General features: G+C 71.0%; 18 protein-coding genes, 1 tRNA gene and 1 other RNA gene. 11 read left to right on the top strand and 9 right to left on the bottom strand.

Annotation, left to right across the window (positions count from 1 at the left end; all coding sequences use genetic code 11):
• Both glnA and EI169_RS08655 read right to left on the bottom strand, forming a co-directional pair.
• Positions 1-1,341 (bottom strand): type I glutamate--ammonia ligase, encoded by a 1,341-nt coding sequence (gene glnA / locus EI169_RS08650; protein WP_125131963.1) that lies wholly within the window; start codon positions 1,339-1,341, stop codon positions 1-3.
• A 19-nt stretch (positions 1,342-1,360) separates the two neighbouring features.
• Positions 1,361-1,570: an SPOR domain-containing protein gene (locus tag EI169_RS08655; protein WP_125131964.1), complete on the bottom strand. Its 210-nt coding sequence runs from the start codon at positions 1,568-1,570 to the stop codon at positions 1,361-1,363.
• Between the two features lie 109 nt (positions 1,571-1,679).
• On the opposite strand from EI169_RS08655, the gene EI169_RS08660 reads away from it, so the two are divergent.
• On the top strand, positions 1,680-2,483 hold the full coding sequence (locus EI169_RS08660) for a polyphosphate--glucose phosphotransferase (RefSeq protein ID WP_125131965.1): 804 nt from the start codon (positions 1,680-1,682) through the stop codon (positions 2,481-2,483).
• A 7-nt stretch (positions 2,484-2,490) separates the two neighbouring features.
• Here the strand turns inward: EI169_RS08660 and EI169_RS08665 are convergent, their stop codons facing one another.
• Positions 2,491-2,895, bottom strand: a complete 405-nt coding sequence (locus EI169_RS08665; protein ID WP_125131966.1) for a Rid family hydrolase — start codon at positions 2,893-2,895, stop codon at positions 2,491-2,493.
• 64 nt (positions 2,896-2,959) lie between these two features.
• On the opposite strand from EI169_RS08665, the gene EI169_RS08670 reads away from it, so the two are divergent.
• From EI169_RS08670 to EI169_RS08680, 3 genes are read left to right on the top strand one after another with little or no spacing between them, the layout of a single operon-like run.
• Positions 2,960-3,382: a helix-turn-helix transcriptional regulator gene (locus EI169_RS08670; protein WP_125131967.1), complete on the top strand. Its 423-nt coding sequence runs from the start codon at positions 2,960-2,962 to the stop codon at positions 3,380-3,382.
• Positions 3,383-3,392: 10 nt separating this feature from the next.
• Complete coding sequence (locus EI169_RS08675; protein WP_125131968.1) at positions 3,393-3,800, top strand: VOC family protein; 408 nt, start codon at positions 3,393-3,395, stop codon at positions 3,798-3,800.
• 30 nt (positions 3,801-3,830) lie between these two features.
• Positions 3,831-4,277 carry a hypothetical protein gene (locus EI169_RS08680; protein WP_125131969.1) on the top strand — a complete coding sequence of 149 codons (447 nt, stop codon included), beginning with the start codon at positions 3,831-3,833 and terminating at the stop codon, positions 4,275-4,277.
• 32 nt (positions 4,278-4,309) lie between these two features.
• Here EI169_RS08680 and rnpB read toward each other — a convergent pair.
• The 4 genes from rnpB to EI169_RS08700 all read right to left on the bottom strand — a co-directional run bounded on the left by rnpB (position 4,310) and on the right by EI169_RS08700 (position 7,419).
• An RNA gene (rnpB, locus tag EI169_RS08685) (RNase P RNA component class A) lies at positions 4,310-4,695 on the bottom strand.
• Positions 4,696-4,802: 107 nt separating this feature from the next.
• Positions 4,803-6,512 (bottom strand): bifunctional 3'-5' exonuclease/DNA polymerase, encoded by a 1,710-nt coding sequence (locus EI169_RS08690; RefSeq protein WP_125131970.1) that lies wholly within the window; start codon positions 6,510-6,512, stop codon positions 4,803-4,805.
• A 36-nt stretch (positions 6,513-6,548) separates the two neighbouring features.
• Positions 6,549-7,280, bottom strand: a complete 732-nt coding sequence (locus EI169_RS08695; protein ID WP_125131971.1) for a C4-type zinc ribbon domain-containing protein — start codon at positions 7,278-7,280, stop codon at positions 6,549-6,551.
• A 66-nt stretch (positions 7,281-7,346) separates the two neighbouring features.
• Positions 7,347-7,419: transfer RNA gene (locus EI169_RS08700), tRNA-Val, on the bottom strand.
• A gap of 142 nt (positions 7,420-7,561) precedes the next feature.
• On the opposite strand from EI169_RS08700, the gene aceE reads away from it, so the two are divergent.
• From aceE to EI169_RS08730, 6 genes are all read left to right on the top strand, one after another.
• Positions 7,562-10,288, top strand: a complete 2,727-nt coding sequence (gene aceE, locus EI169_RS08705) for a pyruvate dehydrogenase (acetyl-transferring), homodimeric type (protein ID WP_125131972.1) — start codon at positions 7,562-7,564, stop codon at positions 10,286-10,288.
• Positions 10,289-10,295: 7 nt separating this feature from the next.
• Positions 10,296-11,516, top strand: a complete 1,221-nt coding sequence (locus tag EI169_RS08710; protein WP_125131973.1) for a helix-turn-helix domain-containing protein — start codon at positions 10,296-10,298, stop codon at positions 11,514-11,516.
• 96 nt (positions 11,517-11,612) lie between these two features.
• Positions 11,613-12,533, top strand: a complete 921-nt coding sequence (locus EI169_RS08715) for an ACP S-malonyltransferase (protein ID WP_125131974.1) — start codon at positions 11,613-11,615, stop codon at positions 12,531-12,533.
• Entirely contained in the window at positions 12,530-13,531 is a 1,002-nt protein-coding gene (locus EI169_RS08720) for a beta-ketoacyl-ACP synthase III (protein WP_125131975.1), read from the top strand. Before EI169_RS08715 ends, EI169_RS08720 begins: the two co-directional genes overlap by 4 nt.
• Before the next feature lie 66 nt (positions 13,532-13,597).
• A complete protein-coding gene (locus EI169_RS08725; RefSeq protein ID WP_124293295.1) occupies positions 13,598-13,846 on the top strand; it encodes an acyl carrier protein in 249 nt (82 codons plus the stop codon).
• Positions 13,847-13,901: 55 nt separating this feature from the next.
• Positions 13,902-15,140 (top strand): beta-ketoacyl-[acyl-carrier-protein] synthase family protein, encoded by a 1,239-nt coding sequence (locus EI169_RS08730; RefSeq protein ID WP_125131976.1) that lies wholly within the window; start codon positions 13,902-13,904, stop codon positions 15,138-15,140.
• Positions 15,141-15,278: 138 nt separating this feature from the next.
• On the opposite strand, the gene EI169_RS08735 is transcribed toward EI169_RS08730, so the two are convergent.
• The gene (locus EI169_RS08735) at positions 15,279-15,782 is read right to left on the bottom strand and encodes a DUF3145 domain-containing protein (protein WP_125131977.1); all 504 of its coding nucleotides are present in this window, start codon (positions 15,780-15,782) and stop codon (positions 15,279-15,281) included.
• Positions 15,783-15,925: 143 nt separating this feature from the next.
• Complete coding sequence (locus tag EI169_RS08740; RefSeq protein WP_125131978.1) at positions 15,926-16,699, bottom strand: hypothetical protein; 774 nt, start codon at positions 16,697-16,699, stop codon at positions 15,926-15,928.
• A gap of 121 nt (positions 16,700-16,820) precedes the next feature.
• On the opposite strand from EI169_RS08740, the gene EI169_RS08745 reads away from it, so the two are divergent.
• Positions 16,821-18,836 (top strand): DUF262 domain-containing protein, encoded by a 2,016-nt coding sequence (locus tag EI169_RS08745; RefSeq protein ID WP_125131979.1) that lies wholly within the window; start codon positions 16,821-16,823, stop codon positions 18,834-18,836.
• The last annotated feature ends 140 nt before the right edge of the window (positions 18,837-18,976 follow it).

Below are 18,976 nucleotides of genomic sequence, written 5' to 3' on the forward strand. Positions count from 1 at the left end.
TCAGAGGATCTCGAGATTGCTCTCGAGCTCGAACCGGGTCACCTGTGAGCGGTACTCGTGCCACTCGCGGCGCTTGTTGAGCAGCACGTAGTTGAAGACCTGCTCGCCCAGGGTCTCGGCGACGAGCTCCGACTCCTCCATGTACTCCAGCGCGTGGTCGAGGCTCTGCGGGAGCGGCGCGTACCCGAGTGCGCGGCGCTCGGCGTCGCTGAGCGACCACACGTTGTCCTCGGCCTCGGCCGGCAGCTCGTAGCCCTCCTCGATGCCCTTGAGGCCGGCGGCGAGCATGAGGGCGTAGGCGAGGTACGGGTTCGCGGCGGAGTCCAGCGCCCGGTACTCGACCCGCGAGGACTGCCCCTTGTTCGGCTTGTACAGCGGCACGCGCACGAGGGCGGAGCGGTTGTTGTGACCCCAGCAGATGAAGCTGGGCGCCTCGTCGCCGCCCCACAGGCGCTTGTACGAGTTCACGAACTGGTTCGTGACCGCCGAGATCTCGTTCGCGTGGCGCAGGAGACCGGCGATGAACTGCCGCCCGATCTTCGAGAGCTGGTACTGCGCGCCCTCTTCGTAGAACGCGTTCTGGTCGCCTTCGAACAGGGACATGTGCGTGTGCATGCCGCTGCCGGGCTGGCCGCTGAGGGGCTTCGGCATGAACGTGGCGTACACGCCCTGCTCGATCGCGACCTCCTTGATGACCGTCCGGAAGGTCATGATGTTGTCAGCCGTCGTCAGGGCGTCCGCGTACCGGAGGTCGATCTCGTTCTGACCAGGGCCGCCCTCGTGGTGGCTGAACTCGACGGAGATGCCGAGGTCTTCCAGCATCCGCACCGACCGGCGGCGGAAGTCGTGCGCGGTGCCGCCGGGGACGTTGTCGAAGTAGCCCGCGGAGTCGACCGGCTCCGGACGACCCTCGGGGCCGAGCTGCGACGACTTCAGCAGGTAGAACTCGATCTCGGGGTGCGTGTAGAACGTGAACCCGGCGTCGGCGGCCTTCGCAAGCGTGCGCTTGAGCACGTGACGGGGGTCGGCGACGGCGGGCGCCCCGTCGGGGGTCGTGATGTCGCAGAACATGCGCGCGGTCGGGTCGACCTCGCCGCGCCACGGCAGGATCTGGAACGTCGTCGGATCGGGATGGGCGAGCAGGTCGGACTCGTACGAGCGCGTCAGCCCCTCGATCGCGGAGCCGTCGAAGCCGAGCCCCTCGGCGAAGGCCCCCTCGACCTCGGCGGGCGCGATCGCGACGGACTTGAGGGTGCCGATGACATCCGTGAACCACAGACGCACGAACTTGACGCCGCGCTCCTCGATCGTGCGGAGGACGAAGTCCCGCTGCTTGTCCATGCTGATCCTCGCCTCGCGCTTACTCGTCGGTCCCGGCGGAGCCCCAACCGGACTCGCGCGCGTCGTCCTCGGCCCACGCGCGCGAGCGCTCGCGCAGGATCTCCGGCGCGCGAGCCGCCTCCTCCTCCGTGTCGAAGGGGCCGGCGCGATCGATCGCGGGCGATTCGAACCCCCGCTCGACCTTGCCGGTCGTGAGGTTGTACCAGTACTTCTCGCTGTCCGCGGTCACCGTGACTCCCTGCTCTGGCGTGCGGCCCCGGATCGTCCCGGCGCTGTCTCGATCCTACTGATTCCGCGGCCCGCCCAATGGACGACGGACCCGTCGCTAGGCTGAACGCATGGCAACGAGCACGACCCGGGCAGTCGGGGTGGACATCGGCGGGACCGGCATCAAAGCCGGCGTGGTGGACCTTCAGGCGGGTGAGCTCGTCAGCGACCGGATGAAGGTGCCGACGCCCGCCGGGGCCGAGCCGAAGGACGTGCTCAACGCGGTGCGCGAGGTGCTCGACAAGCTCGAGGTCGCCGATGACACCGACATCTCCCTGGGCGTCGCCTTCCCGGCGATCGTGAAGAACGGGCGCACCCTGTCGGCCGCGAACGTGTCGGACAAGTGGATCGGGTTCGAAGCGGAGAAGTTCTTCGAGGACGGGCTGGGCCGCGACATCCACTTCGCCAACGACGCCGACGTGGCCGGCATCGCCGAGGTGCGCTACGGCGCAGCCAAGGGTGTCGACGGCCTCGTGATCCTCACGACCCTGGGCACCGGCATCGGTTCGGCGATGATCTACGACGGGGTGCTGATCCCCAACAGCGAGCTCGGTCATCTTCAGCGCGCGGGTCACAAGCGCGACGCCGAGGGCTACGCGGCCTACTCCGCCATGGAGCGCGAGGAGCTGTCGTGGGAGAAGTGGGCCAAGCGCCTGCAGTGGTACTACGACTACGTGCAGTTTCTCTTCTCCCCCGACCTGTTCGTCGTCGGCGGCGGCGTGTCCAAGCACGCCGACGAGTTCCTCCACCTGCTCAAGCTCGACACGCCCATCGTCCCGGCGGTGCACCGCAACAACGCGGGCATCATCGGCGCCGCATCGCTCGCGGTCGCGGTGCCCGAGGCGCTGCCCGCCGTCGCCCAGGCCTCCGCCTGACGCGCTCTCAGCCGACGACGGCGGCGATGGCCTCGATCTCGACGAGCTGATCGGGGTACCCGAGCACCGTGACGCCCATCAGCGTGCTGGGCACCTCGTGGTCCGCGAACCCGTGGTGGACCACGCTCCACGCAAGATGAAGGTCCGCGCGGTCGGACGAGGCAACCAGCACCCGCGCCTGCACGACGTCACGGCGAGACGCCCCCGCGGCGTCGAGGGCGATGTCGAGATTCGCCAGGCACCGCGCGGCCTGAGCGCCGACGTCGCCCGGCGCGGACGTCCTTCCGTCCGGTTCCACGGGGCACGCCCCGGCCAGGAAGATTAACCGCGCCCCCGGCGCTGCGCTCGCCGCGTGGGCGTACTCGGCAGGAGCGAGCTGAAGCGAGCGGATCAGGGATACGGCGCTGGGCATGAGGTCATCATGGCAGTGCGTCGTACCGGCGCCGGATCGGCGACCCGCATGGCATCATCGGCTCATGACCGACGTCCGCACCCTCGCGCTCGTGCGACGGGTGCGCGACCGGATGGACCGCGAGTACGCGAAGCCGCTCGACGTCGAGTCGCTCGCCGCCGGCGTGCACATGTCGGCGGGGCACCTGAGCCGCCAGTTCCGGCTGGCCTACGGCGAGTCGCCCTACGCGTACCTCATGACCCGCCGCATCGAGCGTGCGATGACGCTGCTGCGCCGTGGCGACCTGACGGTGACCGACGCATGCTTCGCGGTCGGCTGCCAGTCCCTCGGCACCTTCAGCACGCGCTTCACCGAGCTGGTCGGCGTCACGCCGAGCGAGTACCGCGCGCACGGCGCGCAGTACCGGCCCGGGATGCTGCCGTGCATCGCCAAGCACGTGACCCGACCGGTCAGGAATCGAGAAGCGACGGCCGCTGCGGTCTCGTAGCGTGAGCGTCATGGCCCTCACGATCCACTCCAGCTTCCTTCCGCACCTCGACCCGGAGGAGTCGCTCGCGTTCTACCGCGACGTCCTGGGATTCGAGGTGCGCCTCGACGTCGGCTACGCCGGGATGCGGTGGATCACCGTCGGGCCGGCCGAGCAGCCGGACACGGCGATCGTGCTGCATCCAGTGGGCGTCGGCCACGACGTCTCCGATGCCGAGCGCACGCTCCTGACGGAGCTCGTCGCGAAGGGGACGGTGTTCGGCGTCAATCTCGCCACCGACGACCTGGACGCGACGTTCGCGCGCCTGGACGCCGCCGGTGCCGACATCGTGCAGGAGCCGATTGAGCAGGACTACGGCGTGCGCGACTGCGCGGTGCGCGACCCCGCAGGCAACCTCCTGCGCATCCAGCAGAACTGACCGACGACACCACCGACGAAAGGAACGACGATGGCCGCATCGACGGGCGCGGGATTCAGCGCCGAGGAGAAGGCTGCGATGAAGCAGCGCGCGGAGGAGCTCAAGGCCATGAAGGGCCTGAAGGGCGCCGCGAAGCTCGAGAAGGAGAATCAGGCGTGCCTAGACGCGATCGAGGCGCTCGAGGGCGCGGATCGTGCGATCGCCGAACGCGTGCACGTGATCGTCATGGAGGAGGCCTCGCACCTCACGCCCAAGACCTTCTACGGCTTCCCGGCGTACGCGCGCGACGGCAAGGTCGTCGTCTTCTACCAGCCGCCATCGAAGTTCAAGACGCGCTACGGCACGGTCTCGTTCGACGAGACGGCGCAGCTCGACGACGGGCCGATGTGGCCGGTGTCGTTCGCGGTGCTCGAGGTGACGCCGGACGTGGAGCGCCGCATCCGCGAGCTCGTGCGCCGCGCCGCGCCCGCCGACTGAGCGGGTCGCCCGGCGGGACGCGATCGGAGGGGCGAATGGGCCGGCCTGTACGCCGGGTTCTGTCCGGGGGTCCTCGCGGACCCCGTGGACGGTCATCTCTCTCGGCGACACGTTGCCGTGCCGCTCCAGCGGCCTACCCGGGGACTCGGCGGGCCGCGTCGTCATCCCCTGTCTGGCCTTGCTCCGGACGAGGTTTACCGTGCGAGCCGTGTCACCACGGCCCCGGTGGTCTCTTACACCACCCTTTCACCCTTACCCTTCCGGTCCTTCGACAAGCTCAGGAACCGGAGGGCGGTCTGCTCTCTGTGGCACTGTCTCGCGGATCGCTCCGGGTGGGTGTTACCCACCGTCCTGCCCTGTGGAGCCCGGACGTTCCTCGGCGCGGGTCACCCCGCGACGCGACCGTCCAGCCGACCCATTCGCATGCCCGAGTGTACCGACCGCGCCTCGCGAGAACGCGCGAAAGCACGGTTTTGCGGCCCGCGACCGTGCACGCGCGTGTTCTCGCGAGGCGCGCGGCACGCGCTAGGACTTCTCCGCGCTGCTCGCGATCTTGAGGTCCAGCGGGAAGTCGATCGGGAAGTCGCCGAACAGCAGACGGCCGGCGGATGCGGCGGCCTCGCGCACCGCGTCCGCCGCCGCCTCCGCGTGCACCGAAGGGGTGTGGACGATGATCTCGTCGTGGAGGAAGAAGGCCACGTGCGGGCGACGCGCGAAGGCCGGACCCGACCGCGGCGCCGCGTCCGCCTCGCCCACCTCGGGCAGGCGCGCGAGCCGGCCGCGCAGGTCGGCGAGCCACGCGAGCGCCCACTCGGCCGCCGTGCCCTGCACGACGAAGTTCCGCGTGAACCGGCCGCGGTCGCGGGCGTATCGGCGCGCCCGCGAGGCGTCCGAGTCGGACGCGTCGACGTCGGTCGCGTCGGCCTGCAGCCGGCTCCACGCGCCTGACGGCGCGGGTGATGTGCGCCCGAGCAGCGTCGACACGACTCCGCCGTCCTCCCCGACGCGGGCGGCGTCGTCGACGAGCGCCATCGCGCGGGGGAAGGCGCGCCGCAGCCGCGGCACGAGGCGGCCGCCGTCTCCCGAGGTCGCGCCGTACATCGCACCGAGCAGGGCGACCTTCGCCTCGGCCCGGGAGCCGAGCGTGCCCTGCGCGACGATCCCCTCGTACAGGTCCCGACCCGCGGCCGCCCGCGCCAGCGCGAGGTCGCCGGCCATCGCCGCGAGGATGCGTGGCTCGAGCTGCGCCACGTCGGCGACGATGAGGCGCCAGCTCGGGTCGGCGCGGACGGCCGCGCGCAGCTGCCGCGGGATCTGCAGCGCGCCGCCGCCCGACGACGCCCAGCGTCCGGTGACGACGCCCGCGGGCACGTAGACGGGGCGGAAGCGCCCGTCGCGCACCCACTCCGCGAGCCACGCCCAGCCGTTCGCGCTGTACAGCCGCATGAGCCGCTTGTAGTCGATGAGCGGCTCGACGACGGGGTGGTCGTGCCGCCGCAGCTCCCAGCGGCTCGTCGTCTCGACGAGGAGGCCGGCGCGATGCAGCGCGCGCAGCAGCTTGGGCTGCGAGTCGAGGCTCGCCAACGGATCGCCCAGGATGCGGCGTACCTCCGCCGCGCGCTCCTCGATCCGTGCGGGAAGGGCGCCGCCGCGCTCGCCGAGCATCTCGCGCAGGATGCCGTCGTGCACGTCGGCGTCCCACGGCAGCCCCGCGGCGCGCAGCTCGGCGGCGAGCAGGGCACCCGCCGACTCGGCGGCGATGAGCAGGCGCAGCGCTCCGCCACGCTCGCTCGCCGCGAGGGCGGCGCGCTGGCGAGCGAACTCCGCGAGCGCCTCGTCCACGCCCTCGGGAACGGACGCCTCGGGCGCGTCGAGGTCGAACAGGGCGTCGTCGACCGCCGCCGCGGCTGCCGCCGCATCCCAGGCGGTCGCGGTGCGCAGCCCGGCGTCGTCCCGGACCGCCGCGGCATCGCGGAGGATCGCGTGGGCGAGGCGCAGGTCGTGCGCGCGCTCGACGGTCGCACCGGCATCCAGCACGGCGTCGTACCAGACGGGTGTGTCGTGCCACACCCACCGCACCGGCGCCGCGCGTTCCCGATCGCGGATCCACGCGACGATCTCCGACCGCGGGATCGAAAGCCGCTCGATCTCGGCGCCGGTGCCGTCGAGGTCCACCGCGACGACGTCGTCGCCCGATCGTCCGAGGACGATCCAGGCGGTGTCAGTCGCCGGCACCGCCGCGCGCGCCCGCGCGCGTCGAGGGGGCGAACGTCACAGCCCCGACTCCTCGGTGCGCACGAGGATCGCGCCGCATTCGGGGCACTGCACGACGTCGTCGTCCTGCGCCTGACGAATCGTGTTGAGGTCGGTGCCGGAGAGCACCATCCGGCACGCCTCGCACGTGCCGCGGCGCAGCAGCCCCGCCGCCGGTCCGCGCGCGGCGAGTCGGTCGTAGAGCGCCACGAGGTCGGCGGGCAGCGACTCGGCGATCGCGCCGCGGTCGCGCCGGCCGGCCTCGGCGTCGCGGGTCGCGGTGGCGACCTGGTCCTTGGCCTCGGCGCTCAGGCGCGCACCCTCCTCCTGCGTCTGGGCGATGAGGGATTCCTGCGCGCTCACCTCGGCATCGGCCGCCTCCAGCCGCTCCATGACCGACAGCTCGGCGTCCTCGAGGTCGCTCTTGCGCCGCGCCAGGGCCGCGAGCTCGCTCTCGAGCCCCTGCGCCTCCTTGGCGTTCGCGCTCGTGTTCAGCCGCGACGCGTCGCGTTCGGCGCGGGCGTCCACGACCGCGACGTCGGCCTCGATGCGGGCGAGCTCGGCGCGCAGGTCGTCCCGGGCGCCCACGAGGCGGGCGAGCTCCTGCGACTGCGTCGCGCGCTGCGCCACGAGCTCCTTGACGCGCGCCGCCTGCGGCGGATTCTGACGGGCCGCGTCGGCACGCCGGATGCGCACGTCGAGGTCGGCGAGGTCGAGGAGGCGTCGCTGGTCGGCGGGGGCGGCTTTCACCCTCCCAACCTACCGCCGGGCGCCGACGCGCAGACGGTGCGCGTCGCGTGAGACGGGCGGATGCGGTGGGCCCTGCCGGGATCGAACCGACGACATCCACGGTGTAAACGTGGCGCTCTACCAGCTGAGCTAAAGGCCCGCGGCACGAGTCTACGAGGTGCCGTCCGGTGCTCCCCCGACTGGGTAGGCTGGTCGGCGGTGCGTTGTGAGGATCGGACAACGCCGACGACGCACCCATGGTGAATGACTGGCACGATCTGCCAGCAGAGGAAAGGTCTTCCGTGACTGTTCACGACCAGGATCCGTATTCGCAGGACGCTTCGGACAGCGATCCCGAAGAGACCGCCGAGTGGCAGGAGTCCCTGCAGCAGCTCGTGCAGGCGAAGGGCCACGGTCGTGGCCGCGAGATCATGCTGAGCCTCCTGAAGGCATCGAAGGACCTGCACCTGAACGTGCCGATGGTGCCGACGACGGACTACATCAACACGATCGCGCCCGAGAACGAGCCCGAGTTCCCCGGTGACGAGGAGATCGAGCGCCGCTACCGTGCGTGGATCCGCTGGAACGCCGCGATCACGGTGCACCGCGCGCAGCGCCCGGGCATCGCCGTCGGCGGCCACATCTCGACGTACGCGTCGTCGGCCGCCCTGTACGAGGTCGGCTTCAACCACTTCTTCCGCGGCGCCGACCACCCGTCGGGCGGCGACCAGATCTTCATCCAGGGGCACGCCTCCCCCGGTACGTACGCGCGCGCCTACCTCGAGGGCCGCTTGAGCGAAACGCAGCTGGACGGCTTCCGTCAGGAGAAGTCGGCCGCGCCGAACGGACTGCCCTCCTATCCGCATCCGCGCCTCATGCCGGAGTTCTGGCAGTTCCCCACCGTCTCGATGGGTCTCGGCCCGATCAACGCCATCTATCAGGCGATGACGAACAAGTACCTCACCAACCGCGGCATCAAAGACGTCGGCGACGCGCACGTGTGGGCGTTCCTCGGCGACGGCGAGATGGACGAGGTCGAGAGCCGCGGTCAGCTCCAGGTGGCGGCGAACGAGGGCCTGGACAACCTCACGTTCGTCATCAACGCCAACCTCCAGCGCCTCGACGGCCCGGTGCGCGGCAACGGCAAGATCATCCAGGAGCTCGAGAGCTTCTTCCGTGGCGCCGGCTGGAACGTCATCAAGGTCATCTGGGGTCGCGAATGGGACGACCTGCTCGCCCGCGACACCGACGGCGCGCTGCTGAACCTCATGAACACGACGCCCGACGGCGACTACCAGACCTACAAGGCCGAAAGCGGCGCGTACGTCCGCGAGCACTTCTTCGGGCGCGACGAGCGCGCGGCCGCGCTGGTAAAGGATTACACCGACGACCAGATCTGGAACCTCAAGCGCGGCGGCCACGACTACCGCAAGGTCTACGCCGCGTTCAAGGCGGCCGTCGAGCACAAGGGCCAGCCGACCGTCATCATCGCGAAGACCATCAAGGGCTACGGCCTGGGTCCGCACTTCGAGGGCCGCAACGCGACCCACCAGATGAAGAAGATGACCCTCGACGACCTGAAGCTCTTCCGCGACGCGATGCACATCCCGGTGTCCGACGCGAAGCTCGAGGAGAACCCGTACCTGCCGCCGTACTACAACCCCGGCCCCCAGGACGAGACCATCCAGTACCTGCTGGAGCGGCGCCGCTCGCTCGGCGGCTTCCTGCCGGAGCGACGCACGCACCACGTCGGCCTGTCGCTGCCCGGCGACGACGCGTACCAGCTCCCGAAGAAGGGCTCGGGCACGCAGGAGGTCGCCACGACGATGGCCTTCGTCCGCCTGCTGAAGGACCTGCTGCGGGTGAAGGACTTCGGTCACCGCATCGTGCCGATCATCCCCGACGAGGCCCGCACGTTCGGCATGGACGCGTACTTCCCGACGGCGAAGATCTACAACCCGAACGGGCAGCACTACACGTCCGTCGACCGCGAGCTCCTCCTGGCCTACAAGGAGAGCCCGCAGGGCCAGATCGTCCATGTCGGCATCAACGAGGCGGGCGCCCTCGCCGCCTTCACCGGCACCGGCACGTCGTACTCCACGCACGGCGAGCCGCTCATCCCGGTCTACGTCTTCTACTCGATGTTCGGCTTCCAGCGCACCGGTGACGCGCTGTGGGCGGCGGGCGACCAGATGGCGCGCGGCTTCCTCATCGGCGCCACCGCGGGTCGCACGACGCTCACCGGCGAAGGCCTGCAGCACGCCGATGGCCACTCGCCGCTGCTGGCCTCCACCAACCCGGCGGTCGTCAGCTACGACCCCGCGTACGGCTACGAGATCGCCCACATCGTGCGTTCGGGCATCGAGCGCATGTACGGCGGGAACCACCCCGACCCGAACGTCATGTACTACCTCACGGTGTACAACGAGCCGCTCGTCCAGCCGGCCGAGCCGGCGGCTGTCGACGTCGACGGCATCGTCCGGGGCATCCACCGCGTCGCGCAGGGAGAGGGCGACGGACCCCGCGCCCAGGTGCTCGCCTCCGGCGTCGGCGTGCCGTGGGCGCTCGAGGCGCAGAAGCTCCTCAAGGACGACTGGGGCGTCGCCGCCGACGTGTGGTCGGTGACCTCGTGGGGCGAGCTGCGCCGCGACGGCCTGGCTGTCGACGAGCACAACTTCCTCCACCCGGAGGAGGAGCCGCGCACCGCCTACGTGACGCAGAAGCTCGCCGGCGCGCCCGGCCCGGTGGTCGCCGTCAGCGACTTCGAGCACGCCGTCCAGGAGCAGATCCGCCCGTGGGTGCAGCACAACTTCCACACCCTCGGCGCCGACGGATTCGGCTTCTCCGACACGCGCCCGGCCGCCCGCCGCTTCTTCAAGATCGACGGTCCCTCGATCGTCGTGAAGACGCTCCAGGCCCTCGCGGCCGAGGGCGCGGTCGACCGCTCCCTCGCGGCGCAGGCGATCGAGAAGTACCGGCTGCACGACGTGACGGCCGGCACGAGCGGGAACGCCGGCGGCGAGAGCTGATCACCGCATGACGCCGGGCAGCGCCGCCCCGACGGAGAAGGAGAAGACCCTCGCCTGGCTCCGTCGGGTGTCGGGCGACCTCGCGACGGCGACCATCCAGCGCCTCGAGGAGTCGCTCCCCTGGTACGCCGAGATGCCGCCGGCGCGACGCTCGGCCGTCGGCCTCGTCGCGCAGGCTGGCATCACGTCATTCATCCAGTGGTACGACGACCCCTCGTCCACGCCATGGATCGCGGCAGACATCTTCGCCGCGGCGCCTCGCGAGCTGCTGCGCAGCGTCAGCCTCCAGCAGACGCTGCAGCTGATCCGGGCGACGGTGGAGGTCACCGAGGAGCGCGTCGCCGGACGCGGCGACGACGTGCGGGAGGCGATCCTGCTCTACTCGCGCGAGGTCGCGTTCGCCGCGGCCGACGTCTACGCGCGCGCCGCGGAGGCGCGCGGCCTGTGGGACGCGCGTCTCGAGGCCCTCGTCGTGGACTCGATCCTCACCGGCGAGACGGACGAGGAGCTTCCGAGCCGCATCGCCGCCCTCGGATGGCACGGCCACGGCGAGGTCGCGGTGCTCGTGGGCACGACCCCGCCGCAGCTCGACGTCGATCAGCTCCGCCGCACCGCGCGCAAGCTCGGCGTGGACGTGCTGATCGGCGTGCAGGGCACGCGGCTGGTGCTGGTCGTCGGTCGCGCGCAGCCCCGCGGCGAGGAGCCCGCGCCCGAGCTGCCCTTCCCCGAGATCGCGCGGCGCCTGGAGCCCGGGTTCGGACCCGGTCATCTCGTGCTCGGCCCGGCCGTGCCCGCTCTCGTCGACGCGAGCCAGAGCGCCCGCGCTGCATTGGCCGGCTTCGCCGTCGCCCGCGCGTGGCGCGGCGCGCCGCGTCCGGTGGACGCCGACGACCTCCTCCCCGAGCGCGCGCTCGCGGGCGACCCGCTGGCGAAGCAGACCCTCGTGGAACGCATCTACCGCCCGCTGCAGGCCCACAGCACGGACCTCGTCGCGACACTGTGGAGCTACCTCGACAACGGCCGCTCGCTCGAGGCGACCGCTCGCGAGCTGTTCGTCCATCCGAACACCGTGCGCTACCGCCTCAAGCGCGTGTCCGAGGTCATCGGCTGGGATGCCACGGGGCCGCGCGAGGCCCTGATCCTGCAGACGGCGCTCGTCCTGGGCGCGATCGGCACCGACGCGACACGTCGCCGTTCGCCGTCGTTGCGCCGTCCCTCGGGTGCCTGAACTTCGACCACCGCTGTCGATTCACGACAACGGATCGACGCATTCTTGTGGCGCCACCTCCGAAACGACACCGCGGATCCTTGAAAGGATGGAATCGTGATCATCGCCGTCTTCCCCGGCCAGGGTTCGCAGACCCCCGGATTCCTCTCGCCCTGGCTGGAGCTCCCCGGCGCACGCGAGCGCCTCGAAGGCTACGCCGAGCGGGCGCAGGTCGACCTCGTCGCCGCGGGCACCGAATGGGACGCCGACCGCATCCGTGACACCCGCGTCGCGCAGCCGCTGATCGTCGCGGCGGGCCTGCTGTCGTGGCATGCGCTGCAGGACGCGGCGAGCACGCCCGTCGGCGGGGTCGCCGGTCACTCCGTCGGCGAGATCGCGGCGCTCGTGGCCGCCGGCGTGCTGACCGATGACGACGGCATGCGGCTGGTCGGTCTGCGGGGTCGCGCCATGGCCGATGCCGCGGCCGCCGAGCAGACCGGGATGAGCGCGATCCTCGGCGGGGACGCCGCCGACGTGCTCGCGCGCCTGCAGAGCCTGGACCTGACCCCCGCGAACTACAACGGCGGGGGCCAGATCGTCGCCGCCGGTGCGCTTCCCGCACTGGCGGAGCTCGCCGATCAGCCGGTCGCCGGCAGCCGCGTCATCCCGCTGCAGGTCGCCGGCGCCTTCCACACCCGGTACATGGCGCCCGCCGTCGACGTCCTGCGCGCCGCCGCCGCCGAGCTCTCCCCCGCCGACCCGACGACCACGCTGTGGACGAACGCCGACGGCTCGGTCGTCCCCGATGGCCGCACCGCCCTCGACCTCCTGGTCGCGCAGGTCGCGTCGCCGGTGCGCTGGGACCTGTGCATGGAGTCGTTCGCGACCGCCGGCGTCGACGGCGTGGTCGAGCTCGCCCCCGCCGGGACGCTCACCGGTCTGGTCAAGCGGGCCCTGCGAGGCACGCCCACGGTCGCGGTCAAGACCCCCGATGACATCGCCGCAGCGGTGACGCTGCTGAAGGGAGCGAGCGCATGAGCCCCCAGCTGACGCAGCCGCACGGCGCCGCGCACACGCGCATCTACGCCTACGGGGCGGCCCGCGGCGAACGCGTGGTGCCCAACGACGACCTGGTCGGGCCGATCGACTCGAGCGACGAGTGGATCCGTCAGCGCACCGGCATCGTCACGCGCGTGCGCGCGAACCCCGAGACCACTGCGATCGAGCTGTCGACGGACGCGGCCAAGGAGGCGGTCGAGCGCTCGGGCGTCCCGGCCGACCGCATCGACGCCGTCATCGTCGCGACGATCTCCAACCCCAAGCAGACGCCCTCGGTGTCGGCGATCGTCGCCGACCGCATCGGGGCCAACCCCGCCGCGGCGTACGACGTGAACGCCGCGTGCGCGGGGTTCGCCTACGCGGTCGCGCAGGCCGACGCCCTCATCCGCGGCGGCGTCGCCCACTACGCGGTGGTCGTCGGCGCCGAGAAGCTCAGCGACATCGTGGACCCGACCGACCGGAGCATCTCGTTCCTCCTGGGCGACGGTGCGGGCGCGGTCGTGATCGGACCGAGCGACGAGCCGGGCATCGGGCCCACGGTGTGGGGCTCGGACGGATCGAAGGCCGACGCGGTGGGCATGAACCACACGCTCACGGAGTTCCGCGACGGCGCCGCGCCGTGGCCCACTCTCCGTCAGGAAGGCCCCACCGTGTTCCGCTGGGCCGTGTGGGAGATGGTCAAGGTCGCCCGTCAGGCGATCGAGGCCGCGGGCATCCAGCCCTCCGACCTCGCCGCGTTCATCCCGCACCAGGCGAACATGCGCATCATCGACGAGTTCGCCAAGCAGCTGGGACTGCCCGACACCGTCGCGATCGGCCGCGACATCGCCACGACCGGCAACACGTCGGCGGCCAGCATCCCGCTCGCCACGCACCGGCTGCTCCAGGAGCATCCCGAGCTCAGCGGCGGCCTCGCGCTGCAGATCGGCTTCGGCGCCGGACTGGTGTTCGGCGCGCAGGTCGTGCGGCTCCCGTAGTCCTCTCACGCCCGACCCTAGACTGAACGAGGCCCTGCGGGGCCGCCCCCGAGAACAGGAGAAACCATGGCATTCACCAACGACGAGGTCCTCGCCGGACTGGCCGAGCTCATCACCGACGAGACCGGCATCTCGGCCGACGAGGTCGCGCTGGAGAAGTCCTTCACCGACGACCTCGACATCGACTCGATCTCGATGATGACGATCGTCGTCAACGCCGAGGAGAAGTTCGGCGTCACCATCCCCGACGACGAGGTCAAGAACCTCAAGACCGTCGGCGACGCCGTCACCTACATCACCTCGAACCAGGCGTGATCATCCCGGTGGGGGCCTGGCCCCCACCGGAATCCCCGAGGAATACACAACGCATATGAGCACCCCGCGCATCGTCGTCACCGGCATCGGCGCCACGTCCCCCATCGGGGGCACGGCGACCGACAGCTGGTCCGCCCTGCTGGCCGGAGCATCCGGCGCCCGCACCCTCGAGCACGAATGGGTCGAGCAGTACCAGCTGCCCGTCACGTTCGCCGCCGAGGCGCTCGTCCGCCCCGACACCGTCCTGGAGCGGCCGATCGCCAAGCGCCTGGACCCGTCGTCCCAGCTCGCCATGGTCGCGGCCCTCGAGGCGTGGGCGGACGCGGGCAGCCCCGAGGTAGACCCCGACCGTCTGGGGGTGGACTTCGCGACCGGCATCGGCGGCGTCTGGACACTTCTGGACGCCTGGGACACGCTGCGCGAGAAGGGACCGCGGCGCGTCATGCCGATGACGGTCCCGATGCTGATGCCGAACGCCGCGGCCGGGAACCTCTCGCTGCACTTCAACGCCCGCGCGTTCGCCCGCACGGTGGCGTCGGCGTGCGCGTCGAGCACCGAGTCGATCGTCAACGCCGTCGAGCACCTGCAGGACGGCCTGGCGGACGTCGTGATCGCCGGTGGCACCGAGTCCGCGGTGCACCCGATCACGATCGCCGCCTTCTCGTCGATGCAGGCGCTGTCGCGGCGCAACGACTCCCCCGAGACGGCGTCGCGTCCCGGCAGCATCGACCGCGACGGCTTCGTCATGGGCGAGGGCGCGGCGGTGCTGATCCTCGAGACCGAGGAGCACGCGAAGGCGCGCGGCGCGAAGATCTACGCGACCGTCGTCGGCGGCGGCGTGACGGCGGACTCGTACCACATCACCGCGAACGACCCGGAGGGCACCGGCGCGGCGCGGGCTGTCAACGCGGCGCTGGCGATGGCGGATGCGTCGCCCGACGACGTGACGCACATCAACGCGCACGCCACGTCCACGCCCGTGGGCGACCCGAACGAATACACCGCGCTGCGGACGGTCTTCGGCGACCGCGTCGACGAGATCCCGGTGTCGGCGACCAAGGCGTCCACCGGCCATCTGCTCGGTGGCACCGGGGCGCTCGAGGCCATCTTCACGGTGCTCGCCATCCGCGACCGGGTGGCGCCGCCCACGATCAACATCACCGAGCAGGATCCGGAGGTGCCCTTCCGGCTCTCCGGCGAGCCGACGCCGCTCGGCGAGGGCCCGCAGCTCGCGATCAGCAACTCGTTCGGTTTCGGCGGCCACAACGCCGTCGTCGCCTTCGCGAGCGTCTGACACCCGCACACGGGAGAACGCCCCGGACATCCGTCCGGGGCGTTCGTCGTGTCGGGCGGGGACCGTGTTCCCGGCCGCCGGGACGGATCACCGGCCGCCGGTACTGACGCGTCGCGTCGCCCGAGGTCTTCTCGGCGCTCAGCCCACCTTGTGCAGCCACACGACGTGGGCATCATCGCCGGCATGCCGGAAGGGCTCGAGCTCGTCGTCCCAGGCCGCTCCGAGGGCGATGTCGAGCTCGCGCCGCAGCTCGGCCGCGTCTCCGGCGGACACCTCGAGCGCGTAGCGGATGCGATCCTCTCCCACGACGACGTTGCCGGAGGAGTCGGTCTGCGCGTAGTGGATGCCCAGGCCCGGCGTGTGCATCCACCGGCCGCCGTCGCTGCGCGGCGTCGGGTCTTCGGTCACTTCGAACCGCAGGTGCTCCCATCCGCGGATCGCCGTGGCCAGGGCGGCGCCGGAACCGACCGGTCCCTCCCAGTAGAACTCCGCGCGGCGCGCACCGGCGAGCACCGGCTGGTCGGCCCAGTCGAAGTTCACCGCGCGTCCGAGGGCGCGACCGACGGCCCACTCGAGGTGGGGGCACAACGCGCGCGGCGCGGAGTGGATCAGGATCACTCCACGCGAAGACGTGCTCGCCATGTTCTCTCCTTCATCAGGTACGTCTTCCCCTACGACCTGACCGGATGAACGGCGTATTCGGTTGTGCTGTCGCCATTATGACGGCGGCGGGTCGGAATCACAAGCGTGTGATTCCGACCCGCCGCGTGCGGGCTCGGCGAGGCTCAGGCCTCGCTCATCACCACCTGCTCCTGCTGACCGCGGGCGGCCAGTGCCGCCGCGCGGGCGGCCAGGCGGCGGGTCTGCTCGGCCTGGCCGGCGTCGAGGATGTCCTGCGACACCTCGACGTTCGGCACGTGCGTGCGACCGTTGTACTTCTCGATGTAGGCGTCGAGCTCGGGGCCCGAGGTCCACGACGTGATGAGGCAGTAGCGCGGCTCGGTGCCGGGGTGGGTCGCGGCGTGCCACATGCGCTGGGTGTCGACGATCAGCTGAGCGCCGGCCGGCAGGGCGAGACGGTACTCGACGCTCGGGTCGGTGCGGTTGTCGCGCAGGACGAAGAAGCTGTCCTTGTCGTCGGTGAGGTTGAAGAAGCCGCGCACGACCCAGCCCGTCCCATCCGGGTTGAGGCGGTTGTTGTCGTCCTGGTGCAGGTTGTACAGGCAGTCGGCGTACGTGTTGGGCTGCAGCTCGATGACGCGGCAGCGGCCGACGTTCGCGCCCGGCTCGAGGGCGCGGCGGACGAGGTTCGGGGCCTTCTCCACCTGCGACGGGATCCAGATGCCGTCCTTGTCGGTGCGCGGGTTCTTGCCGCTCCAGAACCCGCCGCACTCGATCTCGCCGTCGCGTGACGCGAGCGGGGCGAACCGCGTGTCACCGGAGGACTTCCAGTCGACGTACTCGATGTCGAGCCATTCCTGGGGGTCGAGCTCCTGGTTGTAGCGGTCGAGGACGACGTAGCCGGTCTCTTCGAGAGCGGCGGACTTGATGTAACCCATGAGGTGAGTCATGCCTTCCGTAGGGGGCCAGTACGTTTTTCCAGGCCCTGGTAAGGCAAGCCTACCTTGGAGGCGTCGACACGCCCCGAGGCGCTCTGCCCGCTCGGTAGACTCGATGATCATGGTGAGTGCCACGAACGTCGATGCGAACGCGGTCAACACGGTCGGCTGGCTCTCCTCCCCCGAGACGAACATCGTCGTTCCCGTCTACCAGCGCCAGTACCGCTGGGACATCGGCGGCTGCGAGCAGCTGCTCGCCGACATCCGGGCCGTCGCCGACAGCGACGAGCGCACGATGCACTTCATCGGCTCGATCCTCTCCGCCGCCGACGCGGAGCGCAGCGACGTCGGCGCCGAGCTCGTGCTGATCGACGGCCAGCAGCGCATCACGACGCTCATGCTCCTCGCGGCCGCGCTGCATCACACCGTGCGGGATGACGACCCTGCGCTCGCCGCCGAGCTCGAGCGCGTACTCGTGCGCGCCGCGGCTCCCGAGCGCACGAAGCTGCGCCCGCACCGCGCGTGGGCGGACGTGTTCGAGGCGGTCGTGCTCGACCGCCACGCCGACGGTGCGGCACGGGACTCGCGCTTCGACGACAACTACGCGTTCTTCCGCAGCCAGATCGGCCGCGACGAGGCTCCGCTCATCTGGCGCGGTCTGCAGAAGCTCGAGCACGTGGCCATCACGCTCGGCGCCGGTGCCCATGCGCAGCAGATCTTCGAGAGCCTGAACTCCACGGGCGAGCCGCTGCGCGATCACGAGCTCATCCACAACTACGTGCTCATGGGCCTCTCGCATGCCGAGCAGGTCGAGATCGAGGACGAGTACTGGCTGCCGATCGAGCAGAACACCGGCGAGTCGATCGCCGCCTTCTGGCGGCACTACCTCGTGATGCGCACGGGTCGGGAGGTGGCCCTGTCGGGCGGCCGCGGCGTGTACGACGCGTTCCGGGCCGAGTTCCCCCGTCTGGAGCCCGGCACACTTCGTACGGCGGCCGCGGAGTGGAAGGCGTACTCGGAGATCTACCGTGTACTCCTCGACCCCGCGCATGCGCCGAATGCGGCGGTCGCCCGCGAGCTTGAGTACGTCAACGTGTTCGGTCGCGGCATGTACCCGCTCATCATGCAGGCCTACGCCCACTGGCAGACCGGCGCATCCGACACCGCTGCGTTCCTGCGGCTGCTCGGGTACGTCCAGGCGCTGCTGCTGCGCCGCACCGTCTCGGGCCTGTCCAACGACCGGCTCGTCGCCCGACTGTGCCGCGCGCGCGGGGATGGCGTGGAGGCGCTCGAACGCGCGATCTCCCGCATCACGCCGTCTGACGAGCGCGTGCGCGTCGGGTTGAAGTACGCCGAGCTGCCGCATCCGGCCGCCGTCCTCGCGCGGCTCTCGGGCGTCGCGACGAGCGCGGACCTGCAGCTCGAGCACATCTTCCCCCTCGCCCCCGGCGACGCGTGGACGGGCGACGGCGCGCGCACGTGGGCGGAGTACAGCGAGGACGAGCAGAACAGCCACCGCGCCCTCGCGAAGACGCTGGGGAACCTCACCCTCCTGGAGGAGGACCTGGCCGACCGGGCGTTCGACCGCTCCTTCCCCGACAAGCGCGATGCGGTGTATCCGCGCAGCCGACTGTCCATCGCCCGCGAGCTCGCCGACGTCCCCGCGTGGAGCACGGCGGCGATCTCGGCCCGCTCGGCGACCGTGGGCGAGGAGTTCCTGCGGATCTGGCCGAAGCCTGCGGTCGTGGCGATCGACGACGACGACCTCACGCCCATCCTCGATGCGCGCCGCCGCCGCGGGTGGCCGCGCGGCTGGCAGCGCGAATGGGACTACGTCGAATACCGCGGCGAGCACTGGGAGGTGTACGACGTCAAGTACCTCTTCAACCGCGTGTTCAAGCGCCTGTGGGCCGACTCGCGCGACGCCGTCATCTCGTTCAGCGCGCGGCGCGGCGGCCCGGTCTACGACGAGATGGCGTGGAACGGCCAATGGGATGCGCTCGACGACGCGCACTTCCTCTACATGGGGTGGGACTCGCACTACATGCTCGGCGCCGTGCAGGGCGTGCTCGACGAGGCGGGCCTCGCGTCGGAGGTCTTCGTCAAGTACTCCTACATCGGCAACGCGATGCCGTGAGCCGCGGTCGGGACGCCTTCTCCTCCCCGGCGCCTCTTGTCTCGGAGCCGTCTGAGGGCGGTCCCTGAGCCTGTCGAAGGGTGGTCCCTGAGCTTGTCGAAGGGCCGGCTCACTGGTCGGGTCGATGTCGGAGGTCGGTG

Source organism: Microbacterium sp. 10M-3C3, assembly GCF_003931875.1.
GTDB lineage: Bacteria > Actinomycetota > Actinomycetes > Actinomycetales > Microbacteriaceae > Microbacterium.

Excerpts from the sequence above, each read along its gene's own strand:
- glnA (WP_125131963.1), bottom strand. The coding sequence starts at position 1,341 with ATGGACAAGCAGCGGGACTTCGTCCTCCGCACGATCGAGGAGCGCGGC.
- EI169_RS08745 (WP_125131979.1), top strand. The coding sequence starts at position 16,821 with ATGGTGAGTGCCACGAACGTCGATGCGAACGCGGTCAACACGGTCGGC.
- EI169_RS08740 (WP_125131978.1), bottom strand. The coding sequence starts at position 16,699 with ATGGGTTACATCAAGTCCGCCGCTCTCGAAGAGACCGGCTACGTCGTC.
- EI169_RS08680 (WP_125131969.1), top strand. The coding sequence starts at position 3,831 with ATGGCCGCATCGACGGGCGCGGGATTCAGCGCCGAGGAGAAGGCTGCG.
- EI169_RS08725 (WP_124293295.1), top strand. The coding sequence starts at position 13,598 with ATGGCATTCACCAACGACGAGGTCCTCGCCGGACTGGCCGAGCTCATC.
- EI169_RS08660 (WP_125131965.1), top strand. The coding sequence starts at position 1,680 with ATGGCAACGAGCACGACCCGGGCAGTCGGGGTGGACATCGGCGGGACC.
- EI169_RS08735 (WP_125131977.1), bottom strand. The coding sequence starts at position 15,782 with ATGGCGAGCACGTCTTCGCGTGGAGTGATCCTGATCCACTCCGCGCCG.
- EI169_RS08670 (WP_125131967.1), top strand. The coding sequence starts at position 2,960 with ATGACCGACGTCCGCACCCTCGCGCTCGTGCGACGGGTGCGCGACCGG.
- EI169_RS08720 (WP_125131975.1), top strand. The coding sequence starts at position 12,530 with ATGAGCCCCCAGCTGACGCAGCCGCACGGCGCCGCGCACACGCGCATC.
- EI169_RS08730 (WP_125131976.1), top strand. The coding sequence starts at position 13,902 with ATGAGCACCCCGCGCATCGTCGTCACCGGCATCGGCGCCACGTCCCCC.
- EI169_RS08675 (WP_125131968.1), top strand. The coding sequence starts at position 3,393 with ATGGCCCTCACGATCCACTCCAGCTTCCTTCCGCACCTCGACCCGGAG.
- EI169_RS08665 (WP_125131966.1), bottom strand. The coding sequence starts at position 2,895 with ATGCCCAGCGCCGTATCCCTGATCCGCTCGCTTCAGCTCGCTCCTGCC.
- EI169_RS08710 (WP_125131973.1), top strand. The coding sequence starts at position 10,296 with ATGACGCCGGGCAGCGCCGCCCCGACGGAGAAGGAGAAGACCCTCGCC.